This is a genomic window from Pseudomonas sp. B21-040, from assembly GCF_024748695.1.
Taxonomy (GTDB): Bacteria; Pseudomonadota; Gammaproteobacteria; order Pseudomonadales; family Pseudomonadaceae; genus Aquipseudomonas.
Map to the genome: position 1 here is coordinate 311,296 of NZ_CP087176.1, position 21,878 is coordinate 333,173.

General features: G+C 59.3%; 24 protein-coding genes and 1 tRNA gene. 12 read left to right on the plus strand and 13 right to left on the minus strand.

Going from position 1 to position 21,878, the window contains the following annotated elements; genetic code table 11:
• Positions 1-10 precede the first annotated feature (10 nt).
• Positions 11-985, minus strand: coding sequence for an alpha/beta fold hydrolase (locus LOY55_RS01450; protein ID WP_223524244.1), 975 nt, complete (start codon positions 983-985; stop codon positions 11-13).
• 68 nt (positions 986-1,053) lie between these two features.
• Positions 1,054-2,136, minus strand: coding sequence for a YhcG family protein (locus LOY55_RS01455; protein WP_408980972.1), 1,083 nt, complete (start codon positions 2,134-2,136; stop codon positions 1,054-1,056).
• A 220-nt stretch (positions 2,137-2,356) separates the two neighbouring features.
• Here LOY55_RS01455 and LOY55_RS01460 point away from each other — a divergent pair, with 220 nt between their 5' ends.
• Positions 2,357-2,800 (plus strand): hypothetical protein, encoded by a 444-nt coding sequence (locus LOY55_RS01460; RefSeq protein WP_046031249.1) that lies wholly within the window; start codon positions 2,357-2,359, stop codon positions 2,798-2,800.
• A gap of 79 nt (positions 2,801-2,879) precedes the next feature.
• Here LOY55_RS01460 and LOY55_RS01465 read toward each other — a convergent pair whose 3' ends face one another.
• The 6 genes from LOY55_RS01465 to LOY55_RS01490 form a co-directional block, all read right to left on the minus strand.
• Positions 2,880-3,341 (minus strand): DUF4234 domain-containing protein, encoded by a 462-nt coding sequence (locus tag LOY55_RS01465; protein ID WP_046031248.1) that lies wholly within the window; start codon positions 3,339-3,341, stop codon positions 2,880-2,882.
• A 327-nt stretch (positions 3,342-3,668) separates the two neighbouring features.
• Positions 3,669-3,744: transfer RNA gene (locus tag LOY55_RS01470), tRNA-Phe, on the minus strand.
• A 103-nt stretch (positions 3,745-3,847) separates the two neighbouring features.
• Positions 3,848-4,120, minus strand: a complete 273-nt coding sequence (locus tag LOY55_RS01475) for an oxidative damage protection protein (RefSeq protein ID WP_046031247.1) — start codon at positions 4,118-4,120, stop codon at positions 3,848-3,850.
• Positions 4,117-5,184, minus strand: a complete 1,068-nt coding sequence (mutY, locus tag LOY55_RS01480; protein ID WP_109785339.1) for an A/G-specific adenine glycosylase — start codon at positions 5,182-5,184, stop codon at positions 4,117-4,119. Before mutY ends, LOY55_RS01475 begins: the two co-directional genes overlap by 4 nt.
• Entirely contained in the window at positions 5,181-7,406 is a 2,226-nt protein-coding gene (locus LOY55_RS01485) for an AsmA family protein (protein ID WP_223524246.1), read from the minus strand. Before LOY55_RS01485 ends, mutY begins: the two co-directional genes overlap by 4 nt.
• A 79-nt stretch (positions 7,407-7,485) precedes the next feature.
• Positions 7,486-7,890: an acetyl-CoA sensor PanZ family protein gene (locus LOY55_RS01490; protein WP_046031244.1), complete on the minus strand. Its 405-nt coding sequence runs from the start codon at positions 7,888-7,890 to the stop codon at positions 7,486-7,488.
• Between the two features lie 221 nt (positions 7,891-8,111).
• Between LOY55_RS01490 and LOY55_RS01495 the strand changes: the two genes are divergently transcribed.
• From LOY55_RS01495 to LOY55_RS01525, 7 genes are all read left to right on the plus strand, one after another.
• Complete coding sequence (locus tag LOY55_RS01495) at positions 8,112-9,776, plus strand: OFA family MFS transporter (RefSeq protein ID WP_077432285.1); 1,665 nt, start codon at positions 8,112-8,114, stop codon at positions 9,774-9,776.
• Between the two features lie 293 nt (positions 9,777-10,069).
• Complete coding sequence (gene hisB / locus LOY55_RS01500) at positions 10,070-10,663, plus strand: imidazoleglycerol-phosphate dehydratase HisB (RefSeq protein ID WP_003218037.1); 594 nt, start codon at positions 10,070-10,072, stop codon at positions 10,661-10,663.
• On the plus strand, positions 10,663-11,301 hold the full coding sequence (gene hisH, locus LOY55_RS01505; protein ID WP_046031242.1) for an imidazole glycerol phosphate synthase subunit HisH: 639 nt from the start codon (positions 10,663-10,665) through the stop codon (positions 11,299-11,301). Before hisB ends, hisH begins: the two co-directional genes overlap by 1 nt.
• Positions 11,302-11,559, plus strand: coding sequence for a DUF2164 domain-containing protein (locus LOY55_RS01510; RefSeq protein WP_077432287.1), 258 nt, complete (start codon positions 11,302-11,304; stop codon positions 11,557-11,559). It abuts the gene before it with no gap.
• Positions 11,560-11,601: 42 nt separating this feature from the next.
• Positions 11,602-12,339: a 1-(5-phosphoribosyl)-5-[(5-phosphoribosylamino)methylideneamino]imidazole-4-carboxamide isomerase gene (hisA, locus tag LOY55_RS01515; RefSeq protein WP_017336056.1), complete on the plus strand. Its 738-nt coding sequence runs from the start codon at positions 11,602-11,604 to the stop codon at positions 12,337-12,339.
• Positions 12,340-12,348: 9 nt separating this feature from the next.
• Positions 12,349-13,119: an imidazole glycerol phosphate synthase subunit HisF gene (gene hisF / locus LOY55_RS01520; RefSeq protein WP_007897430.1), complete on the plus strand. Its 771-nt coding sequence runs from the start codon at positions 12,349-12,351 to the stop codon at positions 13,117-13,119.
• 168 nt (positions 13,120-13,287) lie between these two features.
• Positions 13,288-14,043 (plus strand): ABC transporter substrate-binding protein, encoded by a 756-nt coding sequence (locus LOY55_RS01525; RefSeq protein WP_046031240.1) that lies wholly within the window; start codon positions 13,288-13,290, stop codon positions 14,041-14,043.
• Between the two features lie 44 nt (positions 14,044-14,087).
• Here LOY55_RS01525 and LOY55_RS01530 read toward each other — a convergent pair whose 3' ends face one another.
• The 4 genes from LOY55_RS01530 to gpmI form a co-directional block, all read right to left on the minus strand.
• Positions 14,088-14,864: a divergent polysaccharide deacetylase family protein gene (locus tag LOY55_RS01530; RefSeq protein WP_046031239.1), complete on the minus strand. Its 777-nt coding sequence runs from the start codon at positions 14,862-14,864 to the stop codon at positions 14,088-14,090.
• Between the two features lies 1 nt (position 14,865).
• Positions 14,866-16,185 carry a S41 family peptidase gene (locus LOY55_RS01535; protein WP_046031238.1) on the minus strand — a complete coding sequence of 440 codons (1,320 nt, stop codon included), beginning with the start codon at positions 16,183-16,185 and terminating at the stop codon, positions 14,866-14,868.
• Positions 16,186-16,216: 31 nt separating this feature from the next.
• A complete protein-coding gene (locus LOY55_RS01540; protein WP_046031237.1) occupies positions 16,217-17,515 on the minus strand; it encodes a murein hydrolase activator EnvC in 1,299 nt (432 codons plus the stop codon).
• A 250-nt stretch (positions 17,516-17,765) separates the two neighbouring features.
• Complete coding sequence (gene gpmI, locus LOY55_RS01545; protein WP_223524249.1) at positions 17,766-19,295, minus strand: 2,3-bisphosphoglycerate-independent phosphoglycerate mutase; 1,530 nt, start codon at positions 19,293-19,295, stop codon at positions 17,766-17,768.
• Positions 19,296-19,447: 152 nt separating this feature from the next.
• Here gpmI and LOY55_RS01550 point away from each other — a divergent pair, with 152 nt between their 5' ends.
• The 3 genes from LOY55_RS01550 to secB are packed head-to-tail and all read left to right on the plus strand — an operon-like array spanning position 19,448 to position 20,650.
• On the plus strand, positions 19,448-19,861 hold the full coding sequence (locus LOY55_RS01550; protein WP_077432291.1) for a rhodanese-like domain-containing protein: 414 nt from the start codon (positions 19,448-19,450) through the stop codon (positions 19,859-19,861).
• Between the two features lies 1 nt (position 19,862).
• Positions 19,863-20,117: a glutaredoxin 3 gene (grxC, locus tag LOY55_RS01555; RefSeq protein ID WP_008149430.1), complete on the plus strand. Its 255-nt coding sequence runs from the start codon at positions 19,863-19,865 to the stop codon at positions 20,115-20,117.
• A 41-nt stretch (positions 20,118-20,158) separates the two neighbouring features.
• The gene (gene secB, locus LOY55_RS01560; RefSeq protein WP_046031234.1) at positions 20,159-20,650 is read left to right on the plus strand and encodes a protein-export chaperone SecB; all 492 of its coding nucleotides are present in this window, start codon (positions 20,159-20,161) and stop codon (positions 20,648-20,650) included.
• A gap of 108 nt (positions 20,651-20,758) precedes the next feature.
• On the opposite strand, the gene trmL is transcribed toward secB, so the two are convergent.
• Positions 20,759-21,214, minus strand: coding sequence for a tRNA (uridine(34)/cytosine(34)/5-carboxymethylaminomethyluridine(34)-2'-O)-methyltransferase TrmL (gene trmL, locus LOY55_RS01565; RefSeq protein ID WP_046031233.1), 456 nt, complete (start codon positions 21,212-21,214; stop codon positions 20,759-20,761).
• On the opposite strand from trmL, the gene LOY55_RS01570 reads away from it, so the two are divergent.
• Entirely contained in the window at positions 21,213-21,653 is a 441-nt protein-coding gene (locus tag LOY55_RS01570) for a hypothetical protein (protein ID WP_046031232.1), read from the plus strand. The genes trmL and LOY55_RS01570 overlap by 2 nt on opposite strands.
• Positions 21,654-21,878 lie beyond the last annotated feature (225 nt).

Genomic DNA, 21,878 nt, shown 5'->3' on the forward strand with positions numbered 1-21,878 from the left:
GTTGAGGGGCTCAGTTGCGCGGGACTTGCCGCCCGGGGGTATCGGGGGCCAGTTCGCCGGTCTGCAACCAGGACAATGCAATGGGCCATAGTGTGGCTTGGTATGCGCTGCGAAAAAAGGCGAAATGTCCGACTTCTTTTTCGCCGATGTCTTCGGGGGCGATTCTCAGGTGGGTGTTTGTACTGCCGGTGAAGTAACCGAGCAGGCGTTCAATGGCCGCAACGGTGCCGTAAGGATCGTCGCTGATACTGATGGCCAGGGTTTTTGCGCTGACGTTAGCGAACGGGAGCCCACCGTCCCTGGCGTGGATGACGCGACCGCTGGGGCGTTTTTCGTAGCGGGCGGTGGGCGTGCTCCAGTCATGCACGACGCCGGCAGGCGTGTCTTCCAGCCAGCCAAGGCGTTTTCCGGGAAAGTAGCCATAAAGCATCGTCACCAGCGGCATCACTACATGCCATTTGCCAAACATTCGCCAGCGGTGGGCCGGCGCGTAATCGCGCCAGTAAGCAAATTGAGCGCCTACCGTCACCAAGCGCCGAATGACACGCCCAGAGGCTCCCAGGCCCGCTGCACAGCCTCCAAAGCTATGACCGACGACATCGCAGGGCTGGCCGGGGAATTCTCGCTGAGCGCGCCTGAGCATCGCCTCAAAGTCCAGTGCGCCCCAATCGGACCATGAAGCGTCGAGATCTCTCATTGAGGTGGGGCGGGACTCACCGATGCCTCGGTAGTCGAAGGTGATCACGTCGAAACCGTTGGCGAACAGGTAATCGGCGAAACGCGAGTAGTGGCGGCAGCGTACCGAGGTGGCGGCGTTGATGATAACGACCGGGCGGGTTGCATCCTGCCGGGCGTGCCGCCACGTGAAGCCGCCGAGCATGAAGCCATCTGCGGCGGGCTCTTTGAACGGTTCGCCGCAAGCCAGGGTGGGCTGCGACAGCACAATCTCTGCCGGCGCCAATGGCGGCATGTCCTGCACATTCATAGGTTTCGGGCCTTTGCGCGGAGTTGCTAACGATAGTCTTCACGTTGCTTGGGAGCAATCCACCGGCACTATCGTGATTTCTGATAAAGCAGTCGTTCTTCTAGCGCTGCCTGCTCCCGATCCAGCTCCGCACGAAGCTCCTCTTCGCTCGGCAGCACCAGTTTGTATTTGCTGGCGAACAGTTGCTCATTACCCTCCAGGATTGAAAAACGCACCACTGATTCATCTTTTTGGGCGCAGAGAATGATGCCGACAGTGGGGCCGTCCTCCGGTCCTCGTCTGAGCTCGTCGTACATGCGCACATACATGTCCATTTGGCCGACGTCCTGGCAGGTCAATTCGCCGCGCTTTAGGTCGAAGATGACGAAGCACTTGAGCAGATAGTTGTAGAACACCAGATCGATGTAAAAGTCTTTGCTGTCGGTACTGATGCGTTGCTGTCGGGCGATAAAGGCAAATCCTTTGCCCAGTTCGAGCAAAAAGCCCTGAAGTTGGTTGATCAGTGCTTGTTCGAGTTCGGTTTCCAGCACCTGACCTGCGTTGGGCAGGCCAAGAAACTCCAGTACGACGGGGTCACGAATGAAATCCCTGGGGCTGGCGCGCATTTTCTGGATATTGGTATCTGCTTCATCCTTGACGGCATCGCGGTCCCGACTCGCCAGCAGGCGCTCGTAGTAAAGCGTGTTGATCTGGCGCTCCAGCGCACGGCTGGACCAGTTTTGAATGGCTGATTCGTTCATGTACCAGTGGCGAGCATGGTCATTGTCGACTCGTAACAGGCGGCGGTAATGGGTCCAGCTCAATTCGTGACGCAGTGCGTCACACATTGGGAATGCTTGATAGAACAGGCGCATGTAACGAAGGTTGGAGGCATCAAAGCCTTTCCCAAATTCGGCTGTCAGAACCTTCGCCAGCGTTGACAGCAACTGCTTGCCATAACCTGCCCGCCGGGCCCCCTCCTGCTCAAACTCCACAATATGCCGCCCGATCTGCCAGCAGGTTTGTACTTGAGCGGTATCGACCGCGCGCAGCACCTTTTGACGTGCCTGGCGGATCAGTTCCCCAAGATTGCCCACCAGTGAGGCGAGTTGTGGGTCTTGCAGGTGATCGGATTTGACGAGGCTGAAGGAACAGGCGAAAGAGGATGACAAGGGAGCGCCATTCGGCGATGCAGGATGGCGCTGGTGATTCGCAAGGAAATGCCGGATCCGTTTTGCAGGAGCAAGCCGACGTCAGAGCACGTTTGTGGAATACAACCTGTAGTCCATTTCGCCGTGAGCCAAAGTACCAATCAATCTAAAACCCTGGCCTTCGGCGAGGCGTCTAAAAAGGGGTAACGATAGGGTTCTACAGAGCCCGGGAGTCGTCATCATGAAAAACTTCCATTCATTCATGTTGCCCCTCATCGCTGTCGGTGTGCTGGTTTTTCCAGGGATCGCGCCGGCGGCCAGTCTTGATCCTGTTGATAACGCAGGCGTACAGGTCCAGCGTGAAGCGCAGAACGGCATCACTTACCTGAACGGTGGTATCGGTGAGGATGAATCAAAGGCCATCCAGCAGACGTCGGGTTACAACCTGCACATGACGTTTTCTGTCGGGTCCGGGAATGAATACATACCCGATGTAGAGGTGGTGATTCAGAAAGCAGCGGGGCAAACAGTGTTGACGTTGAGTCAGGCTGGCCCGCTGGTTTATGTCCAGCTGCCTCCTGGCAAATACACCGTTGTTGCGACTCGCAATGGAGAAACGCGGCGGGATACGACAGACATTGGTAGCGGCGCTGCACGCAACCTGGTTTTTCACTGGAACAGCTGATCGGTTTCTTTAACGACCGACGTTATACCTTGAGCAAACAGGCGGCAGTCGTCTTGAGACTGCTCGCCTGTCGGTCGCATCAGGCCTGCGTCGTTTGACCGCGCAGGATCTGTTGCTTGCGTTGCTCTTCTGGCAGGTCATTGATGCAGTAGTTGATGTAGAAAACGTTCAGGAAGAAGGTGTAGAACGCGTTCATACGCAGATCGATTTTGTGCTCGCTGAGGGCGTATTCCGACAAGGCATTCTTGGCTTTGAACGCCCAGACGATATACAGCGCGTTGGTCGCAATAATCAGAATGCCCGACAACGCTTCGAACAGTACTTCGCCTGAATTGGACAATGCGTGGCTCCAGCCAAGGCAGACGGCCAGCCAGATAATGTAGGTGTTATCGACCAGTTTGATCTTGGTGGTTTCGCTGATTTTCTGATTGGTTCTGACCAGCCACAGCAACAGGTACAGCCCGAAGGTTGCGACCGACAGCAAAACCATATTCAAGGTTTTGGTGTTGATCTTGTCTTTGAGTTCATTGATGTCAGACATAACGGTTCCATGTTCAGGATCGAGGGGAGGGCGTGCTTGAAAGGGGGGGCAAATCGTCCTGCAGGGGAGAAGGTGTTCTGCGGGGAGGGGGTGAAAAGCACGCACTCCTTGCGCTGTCTCTAGCCTGTGGCGATTGATCCGAATGCGGGGGGCGTCGGGATCGATGCTGACCATCTTCCATGTACGCGAAAAATGATAGCACGGAGCTATCACTGGACTGGATCAAAAAAAGGAAATGTTTCAGGCGTCTGTGCTGTGGTTTTCTGCCGTTATCAAATCGCAGGCATAAAAAAACCCTGAATCTTGCGATTCAGGGTTTTCGGTATTTGGTGCCCAGAGACGGAATCGAACCGCCGACACGGGGATTTTCAATCCCCTGCTCTACCGACTGAGCTATCTGGGCAACGGGGCGCATTAAACTGGTTTTTCAGGGGGTCGTCAAGAAAGTTTTCAAAAAAAATTTAATTATTACCGTCGCTTACGATCCGACCCCCGATTTGGCGGGGTTATTCTGCCGGCGGCACGTAGCCTTCGGCCTTGGCGTATTCCTCGCCGGAGAAGTACTTGTCCATCTCGCCCTGAAGATATTTGCGATCTTCGGCGTTCATCATGTTCAGGCGTTTTTCGTTGATCAGCAGCGTCTGATGCTTTTGCCAGTCGGCCCAGGCCTTGGCAGAGACGTGATCAAAAATGTCCTGGCCCTTGGTGCCCGGGAACGGAGCGCGCTCCAGGCCAGGCAATTCTTCTTTGTACTTGCGGCACATGATGGTGCGGGTCATGACGATTCTCCTGCGTTCAATACGGCGGCCGCGCGTTCGAGCAAGGTTTTGACCGGGGCGGCAAGGCCCAGGCGCGGCGGGGTGGCGAGGTTATACCAGAGCCAGTCGGCCTCGGCCACGTGATGGCCGGCTTCCTGGACCCGGACCAGCCAGGGTTCGATGGACAATTGGAAGTGACTGAAGGTGTGTACCAGGCTCGGCAGCGCCTTTGGGCTGCCCAGCTCCAGTGAGTGTTGCGAAGCCAGATGTTGCAGGTCGTCGAGGTCGTCGAGCTCCGGCAAACTCCAGAGACCGCCCCACAAGCCCGTGGAAGGGCGACGGTAGAGCAGAATCGCGCCGTCACCGTTGGCGAGCATCGGCATCAGCGTGCGCTTCTGTGGCACGCTTTTACGCGGTTTTGGAATGGGGTAGCGGGTTTCCAGCCCAAGCATGTGCGCCTCGCAGCCCTTTTCCAGCGGGCACAGCAGGCAACTTGGCTTGCTGCGCGTACACAGCGTGGCACCCAGGTCCATCATGGCCTGGGTGTAGGCGTTGACACGATCATGCGGCGTAAAGCGCTCAGCGTTGGCCCAGAGCTGTTTGGCGACCTTCGGCTCCCCCGGGTAACCCTCTTGCGCGGTAAAGCGCGCCAGGACGCGTTTGACGTTGCCATCGAGGATCGGCGCCCGCAGGCCCATGCTCAGGCTGGCGATGGCACCCGCCGTCGACAGGCCAATGCCTGGCAGGTCAACCAGCTTTTCGACATCACGAGGAAACTCGCCGCCATATTCAGCCACGACAATTTTTGCGGTCTTCTGCAGATTGCGGGCGCGGGTGTAGTAACCCAGGCCAGTCCACAGGTGCAGCACTTCGTCTTCCGGCGCGGCGGCCAGGGCTTCGACCGTCGGCAACGAAGCCATGAAGCGGTCGAAGTAATTCAACACGGTGCTGACCTGGGTTTGCTGCAACATGATTTCCGAGACCCACACGCGATACGGCGTAATGCCCTGCTGCCAAGGCAAATCGTGGCGGCCGTGGCGGTCGTACCAATCCAGCACCGCCGATGAAAACTGCTCGGATCTCATCGCTTGAACAGCCCCTTCAATGCGTTTTTCAATTCAGGGCTGACCTTGTCGCCCAGCTTCTCGTCGATTTTTTCGCTGATCTTGTCGCCGGCCATTTTGCTCGCGACCTGGCCCATGCGTTCGTTATCGAGACGGCAAGCCTTGGCACCGAGTTCCAGCGGCCCACGGCAGCGCAGCGGCCACTCGACACCGACAAATTTGTCGCCGACCTGGCAAGCCGGGTCCGGCATGGCGCTTGTATCGCCTTCGACGATGATGCCCACGCGGTAATCCATGCCCAGCACGCGCAGATCAACGTCGCCGTCGCCATTCACGGTCATGCCCGGGATACGCACTTTCAGGTCCGGATTGCTGGCGACGCCGTTACGGAACGTCAGGTTGCCCTTGAGCTCCTGGAAGGGCGTGTCCTTGCCCCGTGGCTCGCCGCTGAGGGTTTTGCGGTTCAGGGTGGCGATGCCCTTGCACAGCTGTTGTTCGAGATTGGCATTGAGCAGCACGCCGTTGTTGATGACGAAGCTGGCGTTGCCGTTGAGGCTGTCGATCAGCGCCTTCTGGCTGTTGCCGCTACCGGTCAGCGCACTGTTGAGCGTCACCAGGCCTTTGACCGGCGGATTTTTCCCTTGGCTTTCGAGGATCTTTTCCGCCGGTACTTTGTTGATGTTCGTCTGCAGGCTCAGCGCCGGGACCTGCTGGCGCACGTCGAGAGTGCCTTTGGCTTCGAAGTTGCCGCCATACAGATCGCCGCGCAGGTTCTGCAGGGTCAGCAGGCCGCCCTGGCCCGTGGCCTTGAGTGCCGCGTTCTGGATCGGAAGCTTGTCGAGGGTCAACTGGCCGAAGGTCAGGTCGGCGTCCACGTCGAGTTTGCTCAAGCGCTCGACCGGCAAAAGGCGTTCGGAACTCCACGCATCTTTGGTCGGTTTCTCCGGCAGCGGCGTGCTGCCCGCACCCGCCATGGCGTCGGCCTCGGTGCTGGCGACTTCAGCCTGGCGCACCTGGGTCGCGCTGTTGGCTTCGGCGGATTTTGCTGGCAGATAGCGGTCGATGTTGAACGTGTCAGCCTTCAGGACTGCGTGTAGCGATTGCTTGGCGAAATCCTCAACAGCGATACGGCCGCTGAAACTGCTGTCATCGACTTTCAGATTGATATTGTCGAACGCCACGCTGCTCGGCGTGCCGGCCACGCGGCTGACCAGTTCGACTTTGCTCAGGCTGCCTTCAGCCATGGCCGGAAGTTGCTGGCCAATGCTGTCGACGAATTTCGCCAGGTCGAACTGGGCAATCGAAATGCCGCCGCTGATTTGCGGGGTCTTGTCGAGGTCGTTGACCTTGAGTTCACCCAGTGCGCGCAGTTGATTGGCAGAGATCTTGATACCGGTCCATTCAGCGACGTTCGCCGCTTTATCGAGCAGCAATTGCCCCTGGGCAGAGAACGTCATGGTCTTGCCCTGCAGCGGATCACCCGCGAGTTCGCCGGACATTTTCATGTCTTCAAATTTGTAGCGTTGCAAGGCGCGCTCGAAACGCAGTTCGCCATTGAGCTCGGTGCGCACGCGCAGAACCGGTTGGTTGGTGCCCAGGAATGCCGTGAGCTTGACCGGAATATTGGTCGAGTCGTGGACCGGGCCGGTGCTGAGCTGAATGCTCTCGGCGCTGAACTGCTTGCCCGTCTGCTCGTCGCTGTACTCAACGCGGGCGTTATTGACGGTCAGGCTGTCGATGTCCAGGCGCATGGGCTGGGCCGGTTTTTCCACTGGGGCCGTGGCCGCTGGCGAAGGCTCGCCGGTGGTGGTCGGCGTCGTGCTTGCAGTGGCTGGCGCGGGGACCTTGCCCACGTCCTGCCAGTTCCCGTGGCCATCCTTGTCGCGGGTCAGGCGCAGGTTCAGCCCTTCGACACGGACATCGCTCATCTGCACTTCTCGGCGCAGCAGCGGCAGCACGCGTACCGACAGACCCAGCATCTGCAAGTCGGCGAACGGCTCGGTTGGCTTGACCAGGGTCGCGACACTGGCGTCATGCAACTCCAGGCCAAGCCACGGGAACAGGCTCCAGCCGATGTCGCCATTGAGCGTCAGCTCGATGTGGGCCTTGTCGCGGGCAATCTGGCGAATCTCGTCTTTGTAGTCGTTGGGATCGAAGAGGTGGGTCAGGGCAAAGCCCAGCGCCACAATGATCAGCAACAGCCCGAGAAGCACCAGACCCAGGATTTTGCCGAACGCTTTCATGGGCGAGTCCTTGTAGTTAGTCGAATTCGAAATTTAGCCGGGGAGTATAGCGCTCCGAAGCGGACGACCGGTCAGGCGATCAATCGGGCAACACATCCAGCGGCAGTTTCAGCTTGGCCGCCAGCGCCTGGGCTTCAAGATGCCCGGCGGGGGCCAGCAGACGCAGGGTTGCGCCCGACTCAGAGGCCATTTTTTGCGCTTGGTTCACCAGGCGCTCGGCGACGCCACGCCGACGGGTAATTTTTCGTACACACAATTGAGACAAGTGCCAAACGTCCTGATTCCGCTGTAAACGCGCGGCGCCGAGCAGTCGATCATTGAAGCGTCCTGCGATCAGCGAGCCGTCCCGCAGGCAGCCTTCGATCAACTGCGCTTCCCCTGAAAACGGGGCGAACAGCCACAGCGGAGCGTCGCGGTAAATTTTCTGCAGGTCTTGCTGATCCTGGTACGTGGCCTCGTTCAACGGTTCGACAATGATCGGCATGGTGTCTCCTTAAGAGGTACGAGAACAGATGACTTACAAAAGGTGATATCAGTTTGGTTTTTCTGTCACGTGCAAATGGTAACCTTTGCCCGTTCGTCCGTCCCGCTGCGACCAGATGTCGCACAAAAAGGCACTTCACCCAACAAAACGGTCATGCGTGCGCATGAAGGCCGGGGGCGAGGAGTGGCTGGCGAACCCTACTAATAATTGGGGGATACACAATGACCACGAGCATCACGGCGGACGGCCTTAACGCCGGCCAGCCTGCGTTCCTGTCCAAGGAACGCATCATCGCCAAGCCCGGTTTCAACCGTTGGCTGGTACCACCGGCCGCCTTGGCCATCCACCTTTGCATCGGCATGGCCTACGGTTTTTCGGTGTTCTGGTTGCCACTGTCCAAAGCCTTGGGCGTCACCAAGCCCATGGCCTGCGCGCCGGACATGAGCTTCATCTCGCAAGTGTTTTCGTCGCAGTGCGACTGGCCGATTTCGATGCTCGGCTGGATCTACACCCTGTTCTTCATCTTCCTTGGCTGCTCGGCAGCGATCTGGGGTGGCTGGCTGGAACACGCCGGGCCGCGCAAGGCTGGCGTGGTATCGGCACTGTGCTGGTGTGGCGGTCTGCTGATTTCGGCGCTGGGGATTTATACCCACCAGATCTGGCTGATGTGGGTCGGTTCCGGGGTCATTGGCGGTATCGGCCTGGGGTTGGGCTATATCTCGCCGGTTTCGACGCTGATCAAATGGTTCCCGGACAAGCGCGGCATGGCGACCGGCATGGCGATCATGGGGTTTGGTGGTGGCGCGATGGTCGGTGCTCCGCTGGCCGCAGCCTTGATGGGCCATTTCGCTTCGCCAGACAGCGTCGGCGTATGGCAGAGCTTCCTGGTGATGGCTGCGATTTACTTCGTGTTCATGATCGGTGGCGCATTGTCGTACCGCGTTCCGCCAACCGGCTGGAAGCCTGAAGGCTGGACGGCCCCGGCGAAAAAAGCGGCGAACGCGATGATCACCCACCGTCACGTCCACGTGAACGTGGCGTGGAAAACTCCGCAGTTCCGTCTGGTGTGGCTGGTGCTGTGCCTGAACGTATCCGCCGGTATCGGCATCCTGGGCATGGCTTCGCCACTGCTGCAGGAAGTGTTCGGTGGAAAACTGATCGGTGTAGACCTGCCGTTTGGTCAGCTGGACGCCGGGCAACTGGCTTCGATTGCGGCGATTGCGGCCGGTTTCACCGGTTTGCTGAGTTTGTTCAACATCGGCGGCCGTTTCTTCTGGGCCTCATTCTCCGATTACTTGGGCCGTAAAAACACCTACTTCGTGTTTTTCGCATTGGGTTTCGCGTTGTACGCGTTGATCCCGAACCTGGGTCATCTGGGCAACGTCGCGCTGTTCGTCGCCGCGTTCTGCATCATTCTGTCCATGTACGGCGGCGGTTTTGCGACCGTCCCGGCTTACCTGGCGGACCTGTTTGGTACGCAAATGGTCGGCGCGATCCACGGTCGTCTGTTGACCGCTTGGGCGGCGGCGGGTGTGTTGGGGCCGGTGTTGGTGAACTACCTGCGTGAGTATCAGTTGAGCATCGGCGTTGAACGCGCTGCCGCTTACGACATCACCTTGTACATCCTCGCAGGCCTGCTGGTGCTGGGTTTCCTGTGCAACCTGCTAGTGCGTCCGGTGGCTGACAAGTACTTCATGACCGACGCTGAACTGGCTGCCGAACAGGCGCTGGGTCATGACAAAGGTGCTGACAGCAGCACTGTGCTGGAATGGAAAGCCGATGCTGGCACCAAGCCGCTGGCCGTCGCTGCATGGCTGGTGGTGGGGGTTCCGTTGGCGTGGGGTGTGTGGGTGACCCTGCAGAAAACGGCGATCCTCTTCCACTAAGTAAACGCAGTACCCCTGTGGTTGATCGTTCCCACGCTCCGCGTGGGAATGCCTCCCGTGACGCTCCGCGTCACATTCAGAGCGGACGCGGAGCGTCCAGGGCTGCACTCCCACGCAGAGCGTGGGAGCGATCAAAGCCCGAAATTCTGCGCACCAGGCCGCTTGTACGGACATGTCTATCCCCGACCACACGGGTTTCTATCCGTCAGCGATATCACCTCTCGTGTTTCTGTTTCGTGCCCGCGCCCCTATAATGGCTGCCTTTTTCGCCCAATGATTTTGCGGAGCTGGTGATGGCCGAACGTAAGGCGTCAGTCGAGCGCGACACTCTGGAAACCCAGATCAAAGCCTCGATCAACCTGGATGGCACCGGAAAGGCCCGATTTGATATCGGTGTTCCTTTTCTTGAGCACATGCTGGACCAGATCGCCCGTCACGGGCTGATCGACCTGGATATTGTCAGCAAGGGCGACCTGCATATCGACGACCACCACACCGTGGAAGACGTCGGTATCACCCTGGGTCAGGCTTTCGCCAAAGCCATCGGCGACAAGAAAGGCATCCGTCGCTACGGTCACGCCTACGTGCCGCTCGATGAAGCGCTGTCGCGCGTGGTGATCGACTTCTCCGGCCGCCCTGGCCTGCAGATGCACGTTCCCTACACCCGTGCCACCGTTGGCGGCTTCGACGTTGACCTGTTCCAGGAATTCTTCCAGGGCTTCGTCAACCACGCGCTGGTCAGCCTGCACATCGACAACCTGCGTGGCACCAACACCCACCACCAGATCGAAACCGTGTTCAAGGCATTCGGCCGCGCACTGCGCATGGCCGTAGAGCTCGATGACCGCATGGCCGGTCAGATGCCATCGACCAAAGGCGTTCTGTAATGCAGACGGTCGCGGTTATCGATTACGGCATGGGCAACCTGCACTCGGTGGCCAAGGCCCTCGAGCACGTCGGTGCCGGCAAGGTCTTGATCACCAGTGATGCCGACGTGATTCGCGAAGCTGACCGGGTGGTGTTCCCCGGCGTTGGCGCGATTCGCGATTGCATGGCGGAGATCCGTCGTCTTGGCTTTGATTCGCTGGTGCGTGAAGTCAGCCAGGACCGCCCGTTCCTCGGGATTTGCGTCGGCATGCAAGCCTTGCTCGACTCCAGCGAAGAGAACGATGGCGTTGACTGCATCGGCCTGTTCCCGGGGGCGGTGAAGTTCTTCGGCAAAGACCTGCATGAAGACGGCGAACACCTGAAAGTCCCGCACATGGGCTGGAACGAAGTGAAGCAGAAGGTCAGTCACCCGCTGTGGCACGACATTCCGGACATGGCGCGTTTCTACTTCGTGCACAGCTACTACATCGCCGCCGGCAACGCGCGGCAGGTGGTGGGCGGCGGTCATTACGGTGTCGATTTCGCTGCGGCGCTGGCTGAAGGCTCGCGTTTCGCCGTGCAGTTCCACCCGGAAAAGAGCCATACCCATGGCCTGCAATTGCTGCAGAACTTCGCCGCGTGGGATGGTCGCTGGTAAATGGCGGTCAAGAAGAAGCCACCGATCCTGACCCTCACGCCCGAACAGGAGCGCGAGGCCAATCACAAGATCAAGCGCTTCATGGAGGATCGCTTCGAACTGGACCTGGGTTCGTTCGAAGCGGCCGAAATCCTTGAGCTGTTTACCCGTGAAATTGCTCCGCACTATTACAACAGGGCGATTTTCGATGTGCAGACGCACCTCAAAGAGAGGTTCGAAAGCATCGAAAGCGACTTGTGGGCGCTCGAGAAAAACTGATTTCCGAGCGAAGCTGAATACTCGAATTTGAAGGTTTGCCAGATGCTGATTATTCCCGCTATCGATCTCAAAGACGGTGCCTGTGTTCGTCTGCGCCAGGGCCGCATGGAAGATTCCACGGTGTTCTCCGATGACCCGGTGAGCATGGCTGCCAAGTGGGTGGAGGGCGGTTGCCGTCGTCTGCATCTGGTCGACCTGAACGGCGCCTTCGAAGGCCAGCCAGTCAACGGCGAAGTGGTCACCGCTATCGCCAAGCGCTACCCGAACCTGCCGATCCAGATCGGCGGCGGTATCCGCTCGCTGGAAACCATCGAGCACTACGTCAAAGCCGGCGTCAGCTACGTGATCATCGGCACCAAGGCTGTGAAAGATCCGGCTTTCGTCGCTGAAGCCTGCCGTGCATTCCCGGGCAAGGTCATCGTTGGCCTCGATGCCAAAGACGGTTTTGTTGCCACCGACGGCTGGGCAGAAATCAGCACCGTTCAGGTCATCGACCTGGCCAAACAGTTCGAAGCCGACGGCGTGTCCGCGATCGTTTATACCGACATCGCCAAAGACGGCATGATGCAGGGCTGCAACGTACCGTTCACCGCCGCGCTGGCTGCTGCTACGCGCATTCCGGTGATCGCGTCCGGCGGTATTCACAATCTGGGTGACATCAAATCGCTGCTCGACGCGAAGGCGCCAGGCATCATCGGCGCGATCACCGGCCGGGCGATCTACGAAGGCACCCTCGATGTCGCCGAAGCGCAAGCTTTCTGCGATTCGTACAAAGGCTGAGGACTGACCATGGCGCTGGCCAAACGCATCATCCCTTGCCTGGACGTGGACAACGGCCGGGTCGTTAAAGGTGTGAAGTTCGAGAACATTCGCGACGCCGGCGACCCGGTGGAAATCGCCCGTCGTTATGACGAGCAAGGTGCCGACGAGATTACCTTTCTCGACATCACCGCCAGCGTCGACGGTCGCGACACCACACTGCACACCGTAGAGCGCATGGCCAGCCAGGTGTTCATTCCGCTGACCGTGGGCGGTGGCGTGCGTACTGTGCAGGACATTCGCAACCTGCTCAATGCCGGTGCCGACAAGGTTTCGATCAACACCGCGGCGGTGTTCAACCCGGAGTTTGTCGGTGAAGCCGCGCAGCATTTCGGTTCGCAGTGCATTGTCGTCGCCATCGACGCGAAGAAGGTCTCGGGACCTGGCGAAACCCCTCGCTGGGAAATCTTCACCCACGGCGGCCGCAAGCCAACCGGGCTCGACGCCGTTGAATGGGCGAAGAAGATGGAAGGCCTGGGCGCTGGCGAAATCCTGCTGACCAGCATGGATCAGGACGGCATGAAAAACGGTTTTGACCTCGGCGTCACTCGCGCCATCAGCGACGCGCTGGGCATTCCGGTGATCGCATCCGGCGGTGTCGGCAACTTGCAGCACTTGGCAGACGGCATCCTCGAAGGCCACGCCAGCGCGGTATTGGCGGCGAGTATTTTCCACTTCGGCGAATACACCGTGCAGGAAGCCAAGGCCTACATGGCTCATCGCGGCATCGTGATGCGTTAGGCTCCTACGAAAACTGCCTTCGCGACGATCATGCTGTATTGAAAGCGAGTTTGCTTGATCGCCGCTCGACGAGTTTTCGTACAGCGCCTAAACAAACGATACAGGCCAGTGGACATCATGGCGGGCTCAAGGCACTCTTGGGTACGCCATGGATTTCGGTAGCCAGACATGCTCAAACGCCTTCTTCTAGTCCTCGCCAGCGCCTCCCTGTTGTTTATCAATGGAGTGCGTGCCGCAGAAAGTCCCGGCACCGACCTGGTGTTGCTGACAGAAAATTTCCCGCCCTACAACATGGCCAAGAACGGCAAAAACTTTGCTCAGGGCGAGAATATCGATGGCATCGCCGTGGACATCGTCCGCGAGATGTTCAAGCGTGCCGATGTTACCTACAGCCTGACGCTGCGCTTCCCTTGGGAGCGGGTCTACAAACTCGCGCTGGAAAACCCCGGTTACGGTGCATTCGTGATGGCGCGGTTGCCGGACCGCGAGAGACTCTTCAAGTGGGTCGGGCCGATCGGTCCGGACGACTGGATCATGCTGGCCAAGGCTGACAGCACTATCACCCTCGAAACCCTGGATGACGCGCGAAAGTACAAAATCGGCGCTTACAAGGGCGATGCCATTGCCATGACACTGGCCAAGCAAGGCTTGAAACCGGTGGTGGTCCTGCGCGATCAGGACAACGCGAAGAAGCTGGTCAGCGGCCAGATCGATCTGTGGGCCACCGGTGATCCGGCCGGGCGTTATCTGGCGCGTCAGGAAGGTGTGAGCGGGCTCAAGACCGTTCTGCGCTTCAACAGCGCCGAGCTGTATCTGGCACTGAACAAAGAAGTGCCGGACGAAACGGTGGCCAAACTGCAGGCTGCGCTGGATCAGTTGCGTAAAGAAGGCAAGGTGGACGAGATCATGGCGCGGTATCTCTAGGGGGCACTGATCGTTCCCACGCAGAGCGTGGGAACGATCCCACTTCAACGGTACACGCCGTCCTTGCCATGAGCCGCTGTCGCCCGATTGCCGCGCACGCTGATCATCTGCTTGATATCAATCCACTCGATTCCCTGAGCTTTCAGCTTCGGCAACTCCCGCTCCAGCACCGCCAGCGTCTGCGGGTACGGATGCCCGATCATCACCGCCGACCCCTGCTTTCGCGCCAGATTGATCGCCGTTTGCAGCTGCGTGAAAATCGCCGCCTCGGTTCGCTCATCATCCAGAAACACATCCCGCGATACGCTCGCCAAGCCAATTTTCTGTGCCTGGGCGGCGGCAACGGTTTGCGCACTGGTACGGCTGTCGACGAAGAATTTGTGGCGCTGCTGCAAGTCCGCCATCAACCAGGCCATGGCAGCCGGTTGGGCAGTCATCCGGCTGCCCATGTGGTTGTTGATCCCGGCGGTGTAAGGCACAACCTTGAACGCCGCATTCAGGCGTTTTTCCAGCTCCTCGATGGGCAAGTCAGGATGCCAGGCGAACGGGCCGGTCGCCGGGTCCATGGGCATGTGCAGGATCACGATTTTGCCGGCGCGATGGGCTTCGCGGGCGAACTCGGTGGCATGGGGGGTGTCGGGCATGATCGCCGTGGTCACCGGGCCGGGCAGGGCGAGCACGCGGCGATCCCGGGGCAGGTTCTGCCCCAGGTCGTCGATGATCAGGCTCAGGTAGGCTTTTTGAGAAGGCGTTTCGACGGGCGCTGCGTGAACAGCACCCGCCAGGCAGAGACACAGCCCCAGGATAAACCGCTGGAACATCTCAGCGGCCGGAGGTGATGCTCAACCCTTTGAGCAGGCTCAAGGCCTGGGCCAACTGGTAATCATCATCCTGCGGCATGGCCTTGGGTTTGCCGCTGGAGCTGGTCGGTTTGTCGGCGCCGCCGTTGCCATTACCCAGGTGACCTTGCAGGTCGGCTTCCTTGAAGTATTCGCCGTCCTGCTCGTTGGTGATCTTGGCCTTGCGCACTTCGATGTCTGGAACGATGCCCTGGGCCTGGATCGAGCGGCCATTGGGCGTGAAGTACAGCGCGGTGGTGATCTTCAGTGCGCGATCGTTGTTCAGTGGCAGCACGGTTTGCACCGAGCCTTTGCCGAAACTGGTGGTACCCATCACCACGGCACGCTTCTGGTCCTGCAAGGCGCCAGCAACAATCTCCGAGGCCGAGGCACTGCCGCCGTTGATCAGCACGACCATTGGCACGGCTTCGCTTTCGTCCTTGCCCGTCGCATTGAAGCGCAGTTCGGAGTTGGCGATACGGCCCTTCGTGTAGACGATCAAGCCCTTGGTGATGAAGTGATCGACCACTTCCACCGCGGACTGCAGCACACCGCCCGGGTTGTTGCGCAGGTCGAGGATGATGCCTTTGAGCTTCTTGCCGTTTTCCTTGCGCAGCTTGGTCAGGGCCTGGGAAACCTCTTCGCCGGTCTTGACCTGGAACTGAGTGATGCGGATGTAGCCGTAGCCGGATTCCAGCAACTGCGACTTCACGCTCTTCACTTGAATGATGGCGCGGGCCAGGGTCACGTCGAACGGCGGGCCGCCATCGCGCACCAGGGTCAGGGTGATTTTCTGGCCGATCTTGCCGCGCATCTTGTCCACGGCTTCGGTCATGCTCTGGCCGCGAGTCGGCTGGCCGTTGATTTTGACGATGAAGTCGCCGGCCTGAATACCCGCCTTGGAGGCCGGGGTGTCATCGATCGGCGAAACCACCTTGATGAAACCGTCTTCGGCGCCGACTTCGATGCCCAGACCGCCGAATTCACCGCTGGTGCTTTCCTGCAACTCGGCGAAGTCTTCCGGGCCCAGGTAGGCGGAGTGTGGGTCGAGGTTGCTGAGCATGCCTTTGATCGCGTTTTCAAGCAGGGTCTTGTCGTCCACCGGTTCGACATAGGCAGCCTTGATCCGGTCCATGACCTCGGCAAAGGTGCGCAGTTCTTCCAGCGGCAACGGCGCCTTGGTCGTCGCGGCAGTGCCCGCAGGCGCGACTGCCGGGGCCGGCTGAGCGGCGAACGCCAGAGGCGCGCCGATCACCAGGGCGATCGTCAGGGCCAGCGAGGTAAGGCGGGACAAATGCAGCATGTCTAACGAACTCCTGAATTAGGCGGCACGCTTATCCTTGCGCGCGGCACCATTGCGCCGGATCACTCGGGTGACCCTGCTGACGAATAGCGAAATACAGCGCTGGTGTGTCCTGCCCGCCACTGTTGCCGACAGTGGAGATGGACTCACCGGCTTTTACGACGTCACCCGCAGACTTGAGCAGCGTCTGGTTGTGACCATAAAGACTCAAAAAACCGTTGCCGTGGTCGAGAATTACCAGCAGCCCGGCGCCCCGCAACCAGTCGGCAAACACCACGCGACCGCCGTGCACGGCATGCACCTGGCTGCCGGCGGAGGCGCTGATCATCACGCCGTCCCACTTGGTGCGGGCGTCGTCGCCACGGGTTTCACCGAAACGTGCCAGCAGTCGACCATCAACTGGCCAGGGAAGTTTTCCCCGGGTTGACGCGAAAGGGCCGCCAAAGGTCTCGCCTGAACTTGAAACCAGAGCGCCGGGTGTCGATTTAACCGGTTTGCGTGGGGCGTCGGTAGTCTCTGCATCTGCTGCAGCCTGCGCCTCACGTAAACGCTTTTTTTCGGCTTCCTGCTGGGCGATCAGCGCTTTTTGCCGCGCTTCTTCTGCCTCACGGGCCTGGCGAGCCAAGGTTTCTTCAATGGTTTTAAGGACTTTAGACAGGTCTGCCTGATCCTGCTCGCGGGATGCCAGTTTCTGGTCGCGAGCCTTTACGTCGTCGCTGAGCTTGGCCAGGACTTTCTGGCGCTCCTGACGGACTTTGTCGAGTTCGTCACGCTGGCTGTCGAGGCTGCTCTTCTGCACCAGCAATTGCGCCTGCTGCGCGGCAATGTCTTTTTCGACATTGGCCAGTTGGCGCAGGGTTTCGTTGAAATTCTTCAGCTGCTCCAGGCGCGCCTGGCTCAGGTAATCGTAATAGGTGAGGGTGCGGGCGAATTTTTCCGGGTTTTGCTGGTTCAGCAGTAGCTTCAAATACTCCTGACGGCCATTTTGATAGGCCGCACGGGCCTGGATGGCGATCAGTCGTTGCTGTTCAATGCGCGCGCTCTGGAGTTTTTTTTTCTCCGCATCGAGTCGCTGCAGCTCGGATTCGCTTTTCTTCAGCTCTTTTTGCAGGGCATCGACCTGCTTCTCGAGCTTGCCCATTTCGGTTTCGGTGCCTTTGAGTTCTTTTTGAACACCGGATTTCTCTTCCTGCAACTTGCCCAGCAGTTTTTTCAGCTCGGCAATGTCCTGACGCGTGGCGTCCAACTGTTGTTGGGTTTGCTCGCGCTCGTCAGCAAAAGCCGGTTGGAGCAGGCAAGTCAGTGCGAGGGCTATCAGGACGCGAAGCATAGAGGCGGGCGGCACCAGGGAAAGGGACGGCCTAGTATGCCCGCCAAGCGTGGCAAAAAAAATGCCCAATTGGGACTGTGTGATAACTGGGCTGGGATACATCTGCAAATAATCTTTAAAACCACCACAAACCACTGTGGGAGCGGGCTTGCCCGCGATAGCTTTCGACCATTCAATATGTATGTTGGCGGTCAGATTGCTATCGCGGGCAAGCCCGCTCCTACAGGTTTTTTGGTGTTTGGAGGTTTGATTACACCAGAATCGAAGTCCCGGTCATTTCCGCCGGTTGTTCCAGGCCCAGCAACTTCAGCATGGTCGGCGCTACATCCGCCAGGACGCAGCCTTCGCGAACCTTCAGGTCTCGCTTGCCGAAATAGATGAAAGGCACCGGCTCGGTGGTGTGGGCGGTGTGTGCCTGGCCAGTGGTTTCATCGGACATTTGCTCGACGTTGCCGTGGTCAGCGGTGATCAGCGCTTCGCCGCCGACTTTTTCCAGCGCATCGACGACGCGGCCGACGCACTGGTCCAGGCATTCCACTGCCTTGACCGCTGCCTCGAACACGCCGCTGTGGCCGACCATGTCGCCGTTGGCGTAGTTGACCACGATCACGTCGTAACGCTGGTTTTCGATGGCATCGACGATGCGGTCGGTGACTTCAGGTGCGCTCATTTCCGGCTGCAAGTCATAGGTAGCGACTTTTGGCGACGGGATCAGGATGCGTTCTTCGCCCGGGAACGGTTCTTCGCGACCGCCGGAGAAGAAGAAGGTCACGTGGGCGTACTTCTCGGTTTCAGCGATGCGCAATTGAGTTTTGCCGTTTTTTGCCAGGTAGTCGCCCAGCACGTTTTCCAGGCTGCCCGCGGCAAACGCCGACGGCGCAGGGATGCTGGCGGCGTATTGGGTCAGCATGACGAAGCCGGCCAGTTTCGGCTGACGGCTGCGTTCGAACTCGTTGAAACCGTCTTCGACGAACACGCGAGTCAGTTCACGGGCGCGGTCAGCGCGGAAGTTCATGAACACCACGGCGTCGCCGTCTTCTACTTTTACCGGCTCACCGATGGAGGTGGCTTTGACGAATTCGTCGCTCTCGCCACGCTCGTAAGCGGCTTGCAGGCCTTCCTGGGCGGTGGCGGCGTTGAATTCGCCGTTGCCGTCGACAATCAGGTTGTAGGCCTGGGCCACGCGGTCCCAACGATTATCGCGGTCCATGGCGAAGTAACGGCCAATGATGCTGGCGATCCGGCCTTTGCCCAGCGCCTGGAAGCTGGCGTCGAGCAATTCGATGGACGACTGTGCGCTTTTAGGCGGGGTGTCGCGACCGTCGAGGAAGGCGTGCAGGTAGATTTTCTCGGCGCCGCGCTTGAATGCCAGTTCCGCCATGGCGATGAGGTGGTCCTGGTGGCTGTGAACGCCGCCATCGGACAGCAGGCCCATGAAATGCACGGCTTTGCCGGCAGCGACGGCTTTGTCCACGGCGGCGCAGATGGTCGGGTTCTCGAAGAACTCGCCGTCACGGATCGATTTGGTCACGCGCGTGAAGTCCTGATACACCACGCGGCCGGCGCCGAGATTCATGTGGCCGACTTCGGAGTTGCCCATCTGGCCGTCCGGCAGGCCGACGTCCATGCCACTGCCGGAGATCAGGCCGTTCGGCACGGTGGCCCACAGACGGTCCAGCACGGGTTTCTTGGCCGCAAAGATGGCGTTGGATTCAGGGCTCTCACTGTGACCGAAGCCATCGAGAATAATCAGGACCAAAGGTTTAGGCGTGGTAGTCATGGATTCACTCTGGCTCAAGTTAAAAGAGGGCGATGGAAAAGGGAGTGGCAGTTTAAAGCGAAGTTCCGGCCACGTCACCGCCGGACGGGGTTTGGCCCACCATAGTGGCTGTGTATACTGGCCGACATTTTAACGCCCTGGAACCTCCTTCGATGGTTGCTCACCTGATTGAATTTGCCACTAACCACTACATTCTTGTCGGTATCTTCGTCGTACTGCTGGCGTCGCTGATTGCCTATCAAATGCAAGGCGGCGGCCGTAGCCTGAGCACCGGTGAACTGACCGGGCTGGTCAACAAGGACGCGGGCGTTGTGATCGACATTCGGTCGACCAAGGACTTTGCCGCTGGTCACATCGTTGGCGCGGTGAACATTCCTCACGACAAACTGACCGCTCGCATCGGCGAACTGGAAAAGCACAAGGCCAAGACCATTATCCTGGTCGACGCCATGGGCCAGACCGCCGGTACGCACGCTCGCGAGCTGATGAAATCCGGCTTCACCGCCGCCAAGCTCTCCGGTGGTATTTCCAGCTGGAAGGGCGACAACCTGCCGCTGGTGAAGTGATATGAGCAACGTCGTCGTCTACTCCAGCGATTACTGCCCTTACTGTTCGCGAGCCAAGTACCTGCTCGAGAACAAAGGTGTGGCCTTCGAAGAGATCAAGGTCGATGGCAAGCCGCAGGTGCGCGCCGCCATGGCCCAGAAAGCCGGACGTACGTCCGTGCCGCAGATCTGGATCGGCAGCACCCACGTGGGCGGTTGTGATGATTTGTTTGCCCTTGAGCGCGCCGGTAAGCTCGACGCAATGCTCAAGGCCTGAATGCCTTCCCTATAAGACCCCAAGATCAGAAAGGATCTGAGATGACTGACCAACAGAACACTGCAGCTAGCGAAGAAGAAACCGCACCGCAATTCTCCTTGCAGCGCATCTACGTACGCGACTTGTCCTTCGAAGCCCCGAAAAGCCCGGCAATTTTCCGCCAGCAGTGGGAACCGAGCGTCGGTCTGGATCTGAACACTCGTCAAAAGACCCTGGAAGGTGACTTCCACGAGGTCGTGCTGACCCTGTCGGTTACCGTGAAGAACGGTGAAAACGGCGAAGTGGCGTTCATTGCTGAAGTGCAACAGGCCGGGATCTTCCTGATCAAGAACCTGGACGACGCTTCGATGAGCCACACCCTCGGCGCGTTCTGCCCGAACATCCTGTTCCCGTACGCTCGTGAAACCCTGGACAGCCTGGTCACCCGTGGCTCGTTCCCGGCCCTGATGCTGGCGCCAGTGAACTTCGACGCGCTGTATGCGCAAGAGCTGCAGCGCATGCAGGCTGCGGGCGAGACGCCGACCGTTCAATAAACGGCGCTGCTGAAAATCGCGGGCAAGCCCGCTCCCACAGGGTTGTGCGAAACCTGTGGGAGCGGGCTTGCCCGCGATTGTTTCTGTCCGGCGAAAATGATCTTGGGGTTACTTGAAGCCGTTCTGGCGCCACGCTTCGTACACGGCGACCGCCACGGTGTTCGACAGGTTCAGGCTGCGACAGCCTTCACGCATCGGTAAGCGCAGGCGCTGTTCCGCAGGCAAGGCGTCGAGCACGTCGGCCGGCAAGCCGCGGCTTTCCGGGCCGAACAGAAAGGCGTCGCCCTCGGCGAAGCTGGCATCGTGGAAGGGCCGCGAGCCCTTGGTGGTGAAGGCGAACAGCCGAGGATGACCGAGGCTCTCCAGGCAACTGGCGAGGTCTGCGTGACGTTGCAGGGTGGCATACTCGTGGTAATCGAGACCGGCCCGGCGCAGGCGCTTGTCGTCCATCTCGAAGCCTAGCGGTTCGATCAAATGCAGGTGGCAGCCACTGTTGGCGCACAGCCTGATAACGTTGCCGGTATTCGGCGGAATTTCTGGTTGAAAAAGGATGACGTGAAACATGCACGGCTCCGAAGGTAAAGATGACGGGCATTCTACGCCGCCAAAGGACCCGCGTTCGAAACTATTCCCGCGAGTGCTTGGTTCGCTGGCGATTGTCGGAATGATGGTGGGGCTGATGATCGGTCGCCTGACCGCGCCCGACCCGACTGTTTTGCAGCAGGTCGAGGTCACAAGCGACGGGCTGGTGGCGTGGTTCAACAACGAACCCAAGAGCCACGGCGAGTTCGTGGACGGTAGTCTCGCGCTGCTGTTCGAGGCTGAGGGCAAGGCGCAGAAAGGTCAGCTCAGGCTCGGCGACAAAAGCGTCAACTGGCGGGTGCGTTTGAGTGATGGGGGGTTGTTGCTGTCGGTGGTTGCGGCCCGGCCGCTGCAAGGCGAATGGGCCGGCAGCGAGGTCGATGACCGCTGGCGGTTGGAGATCCATCTCCGGGAGCAATAAAAGAGGGAATCCCCGGCCTGCCTGTACCAAGGTTCCCAAAACGGCAGGGCTCGCGCATTGCGTCGTGAGCCCGGTGTAAAGAAGGAACCCCTGACCTGCCTGTATCAAGGGCCCCAAAACTGTTTGGGCTCGTCGCTTGTGCGGTGTGAGCCCGATGTTAAAGAGGGGAATCCCCGGCCTGCCTGTACCAAGGTCCCCGAAACCGGGTAGTGAACCGAATCACTG

What these genes read in the sequence shown, in the direction of transcription:
- LOY55_RS01450 (WP_223524244.1), bottom strand. Translation starts at nt 985, where the DNA reads ATGAATGTGCAGGACATGCCGCCATTGGCGCCGGCAGAGATTGTGCTG.
- LOY55_RS01460 (WP_046031249.1), top strand. Translation starts at nt 2,357, where the DNA reads ATGAAAAACTTCCATTCATTCATGTTGCCCCTCATCGCTGTCGGTGTG.
- LOY55_RS01465 (WP_046031248.1), bottom strand. Translation starts at nt 3,341, where the DNA reads ATGTCTGACATCAATGAACTCAAAGACAAGATCAACACCAAAACCTTG.
- LOY55_RS01475 (WP_046031247.1), bottom strand. Translation starts at nt 4,120, where the DNA reads ATGACCCGCACCATCATGTGCCGCAAGTACAAAGAAGAATTGCCTGGC.
- mutY (WP_109785339.1), bottom strand. Translation starts at nt 5,184, where the DNA reads ATGAGATCCGAGCAGTTTTCATCGGCGGTGCTGGATTGGTACGACCGC.
- LOY55_RS01485 (WP_223524246.1), bottom strand. Translation starts at nt 7,406, where the DNA reads ATGAAAGCGTTCGGCAAAATCCTGGGTCTGGTGCTTCTCGGGCTGTTG.
- LOY55_RS01490 (WP_046031244.1), bottom strand. Translation starts at nt 7,890, where the DNA reads ATGCCGATCATTGTCGAACCGTTGAACGAGGCCACGTACCAGGATCAG.
- LOY55_RS01495 (WP_077432285.1), top strand. Translation starts at nt 8,112, where the DNA reads ATGACCACGAGCATCACGGCGGACGGCCTTAACGCCGGCCAGCCTGCG.
- hisB (WP_003218037.1), top strand. Translation starts at nt 10,070, where the DNA reads ATGGCCGAACGTAAGGCGTCAGTCGAGCGCGACACTCTGGAAACCCAG.
- hisH (WP_046031242.1), top strand. Translation starts at nt 10,663, where the DNA reads ATGCAGACGGTCGCGGTTATCGATTACGGCATGGGCAACCTGCACTCG.
- LOY55_RS01510 (WP_077432287.1), top strand. Translation starts at nt 11,302, where the DNA reads ATGGCGGTCAAGAAGAAGCCACCGATCCTGACCCTCACGCCCGAACAG.
- hisA (WP_017336056.1), top strand. Translation starts at nt 11,602, where the DNA reads ATGCTGATTATTCCCGCTATCGATCTCAAAGACGGTGCCTGTGTTCGT.
- hisF (WP_007897430.1), top strand. Translation starts at nt 12,349, where the DNA reads ATGGCGCTGGCCAAACGCATCATCCCTTGCCTGGACGTGGACAACGGC.
- LOY55_RS01525 (WP_046031240.1), top strand. Translation starts at nt 13,288, where the DNA reads ATGCTCAAACGCCTTCTTCTAGTCCTCGCCAGCGCCTCCCTGTTGTTT.
- LOY55_RS01530 (WP_046031239.1), bottom strand. Translation starts at nt 14,864, where the DNA reads ATGTTCCAGCGGTTTATCCTGGGGCTGTGTCTCTGCCTGGCGGGTGCT.
- LOY55_RS01535 (WP_046031238.1), bottom strand. Translation starts at nt 16,185, where the DNA reads ATGCTGCATTTGTCCCGCCTTACCTCGCTGGCCCTGACGATCGCCCTG.
- LOY55_RS01540 (WP_046031237.1), bottom strand. Translation starts at nt 17,515, where the DNA reads ATGCTTCGCGTCCTGATAGCCCTCGCACTGACTTGCCTGCTCCAACCG.
- gpmI (WP_223524249.1), bottom strand. Translation starts at nt 19,295, where the DNA reads ATGACTACCACGCCTAAACCTTTGGTCCTGATTATTCTCGATGGCTTC.
- LOY55_RS01550 (WP_077432291.1), top strand. Translation starts at nt 19,448, where the DNA reads ATGGTTGCTCACCTGATTGAATTTGCCACTAACCACTACATTCTTGTC.
- grxC (WP_008149430.1), top strand. Translation starts at nt 19,863, where the DNA reads ATGAGCAACGTCGTCGTCTACTCCAGCGATTACTGCCCTTACTGTTCG.
- secB (WP_046031234.1), top strand. Translation starts at nt 20,159, where the DNA reads ATGACTGACCAACAGAACACTGCAGCTAGCGAAGAAGAAACCGCACCG.
- LOY55_RS01570 (WP_046031232.1), top strand. Translation starts at nt 21,213, where the DNA reads ATGCACGGCTCCGAAGGTAAAGATGACGGGCATTCTACGCCGCCAAAG.
- trmL (WP_046031233.1), bottom strand. Translation starts at nt 21,214, where the DNA reads ATGTTTCACGTCATCCTTTTTCAACCAGAAATTCCGCCGAATACCGGC.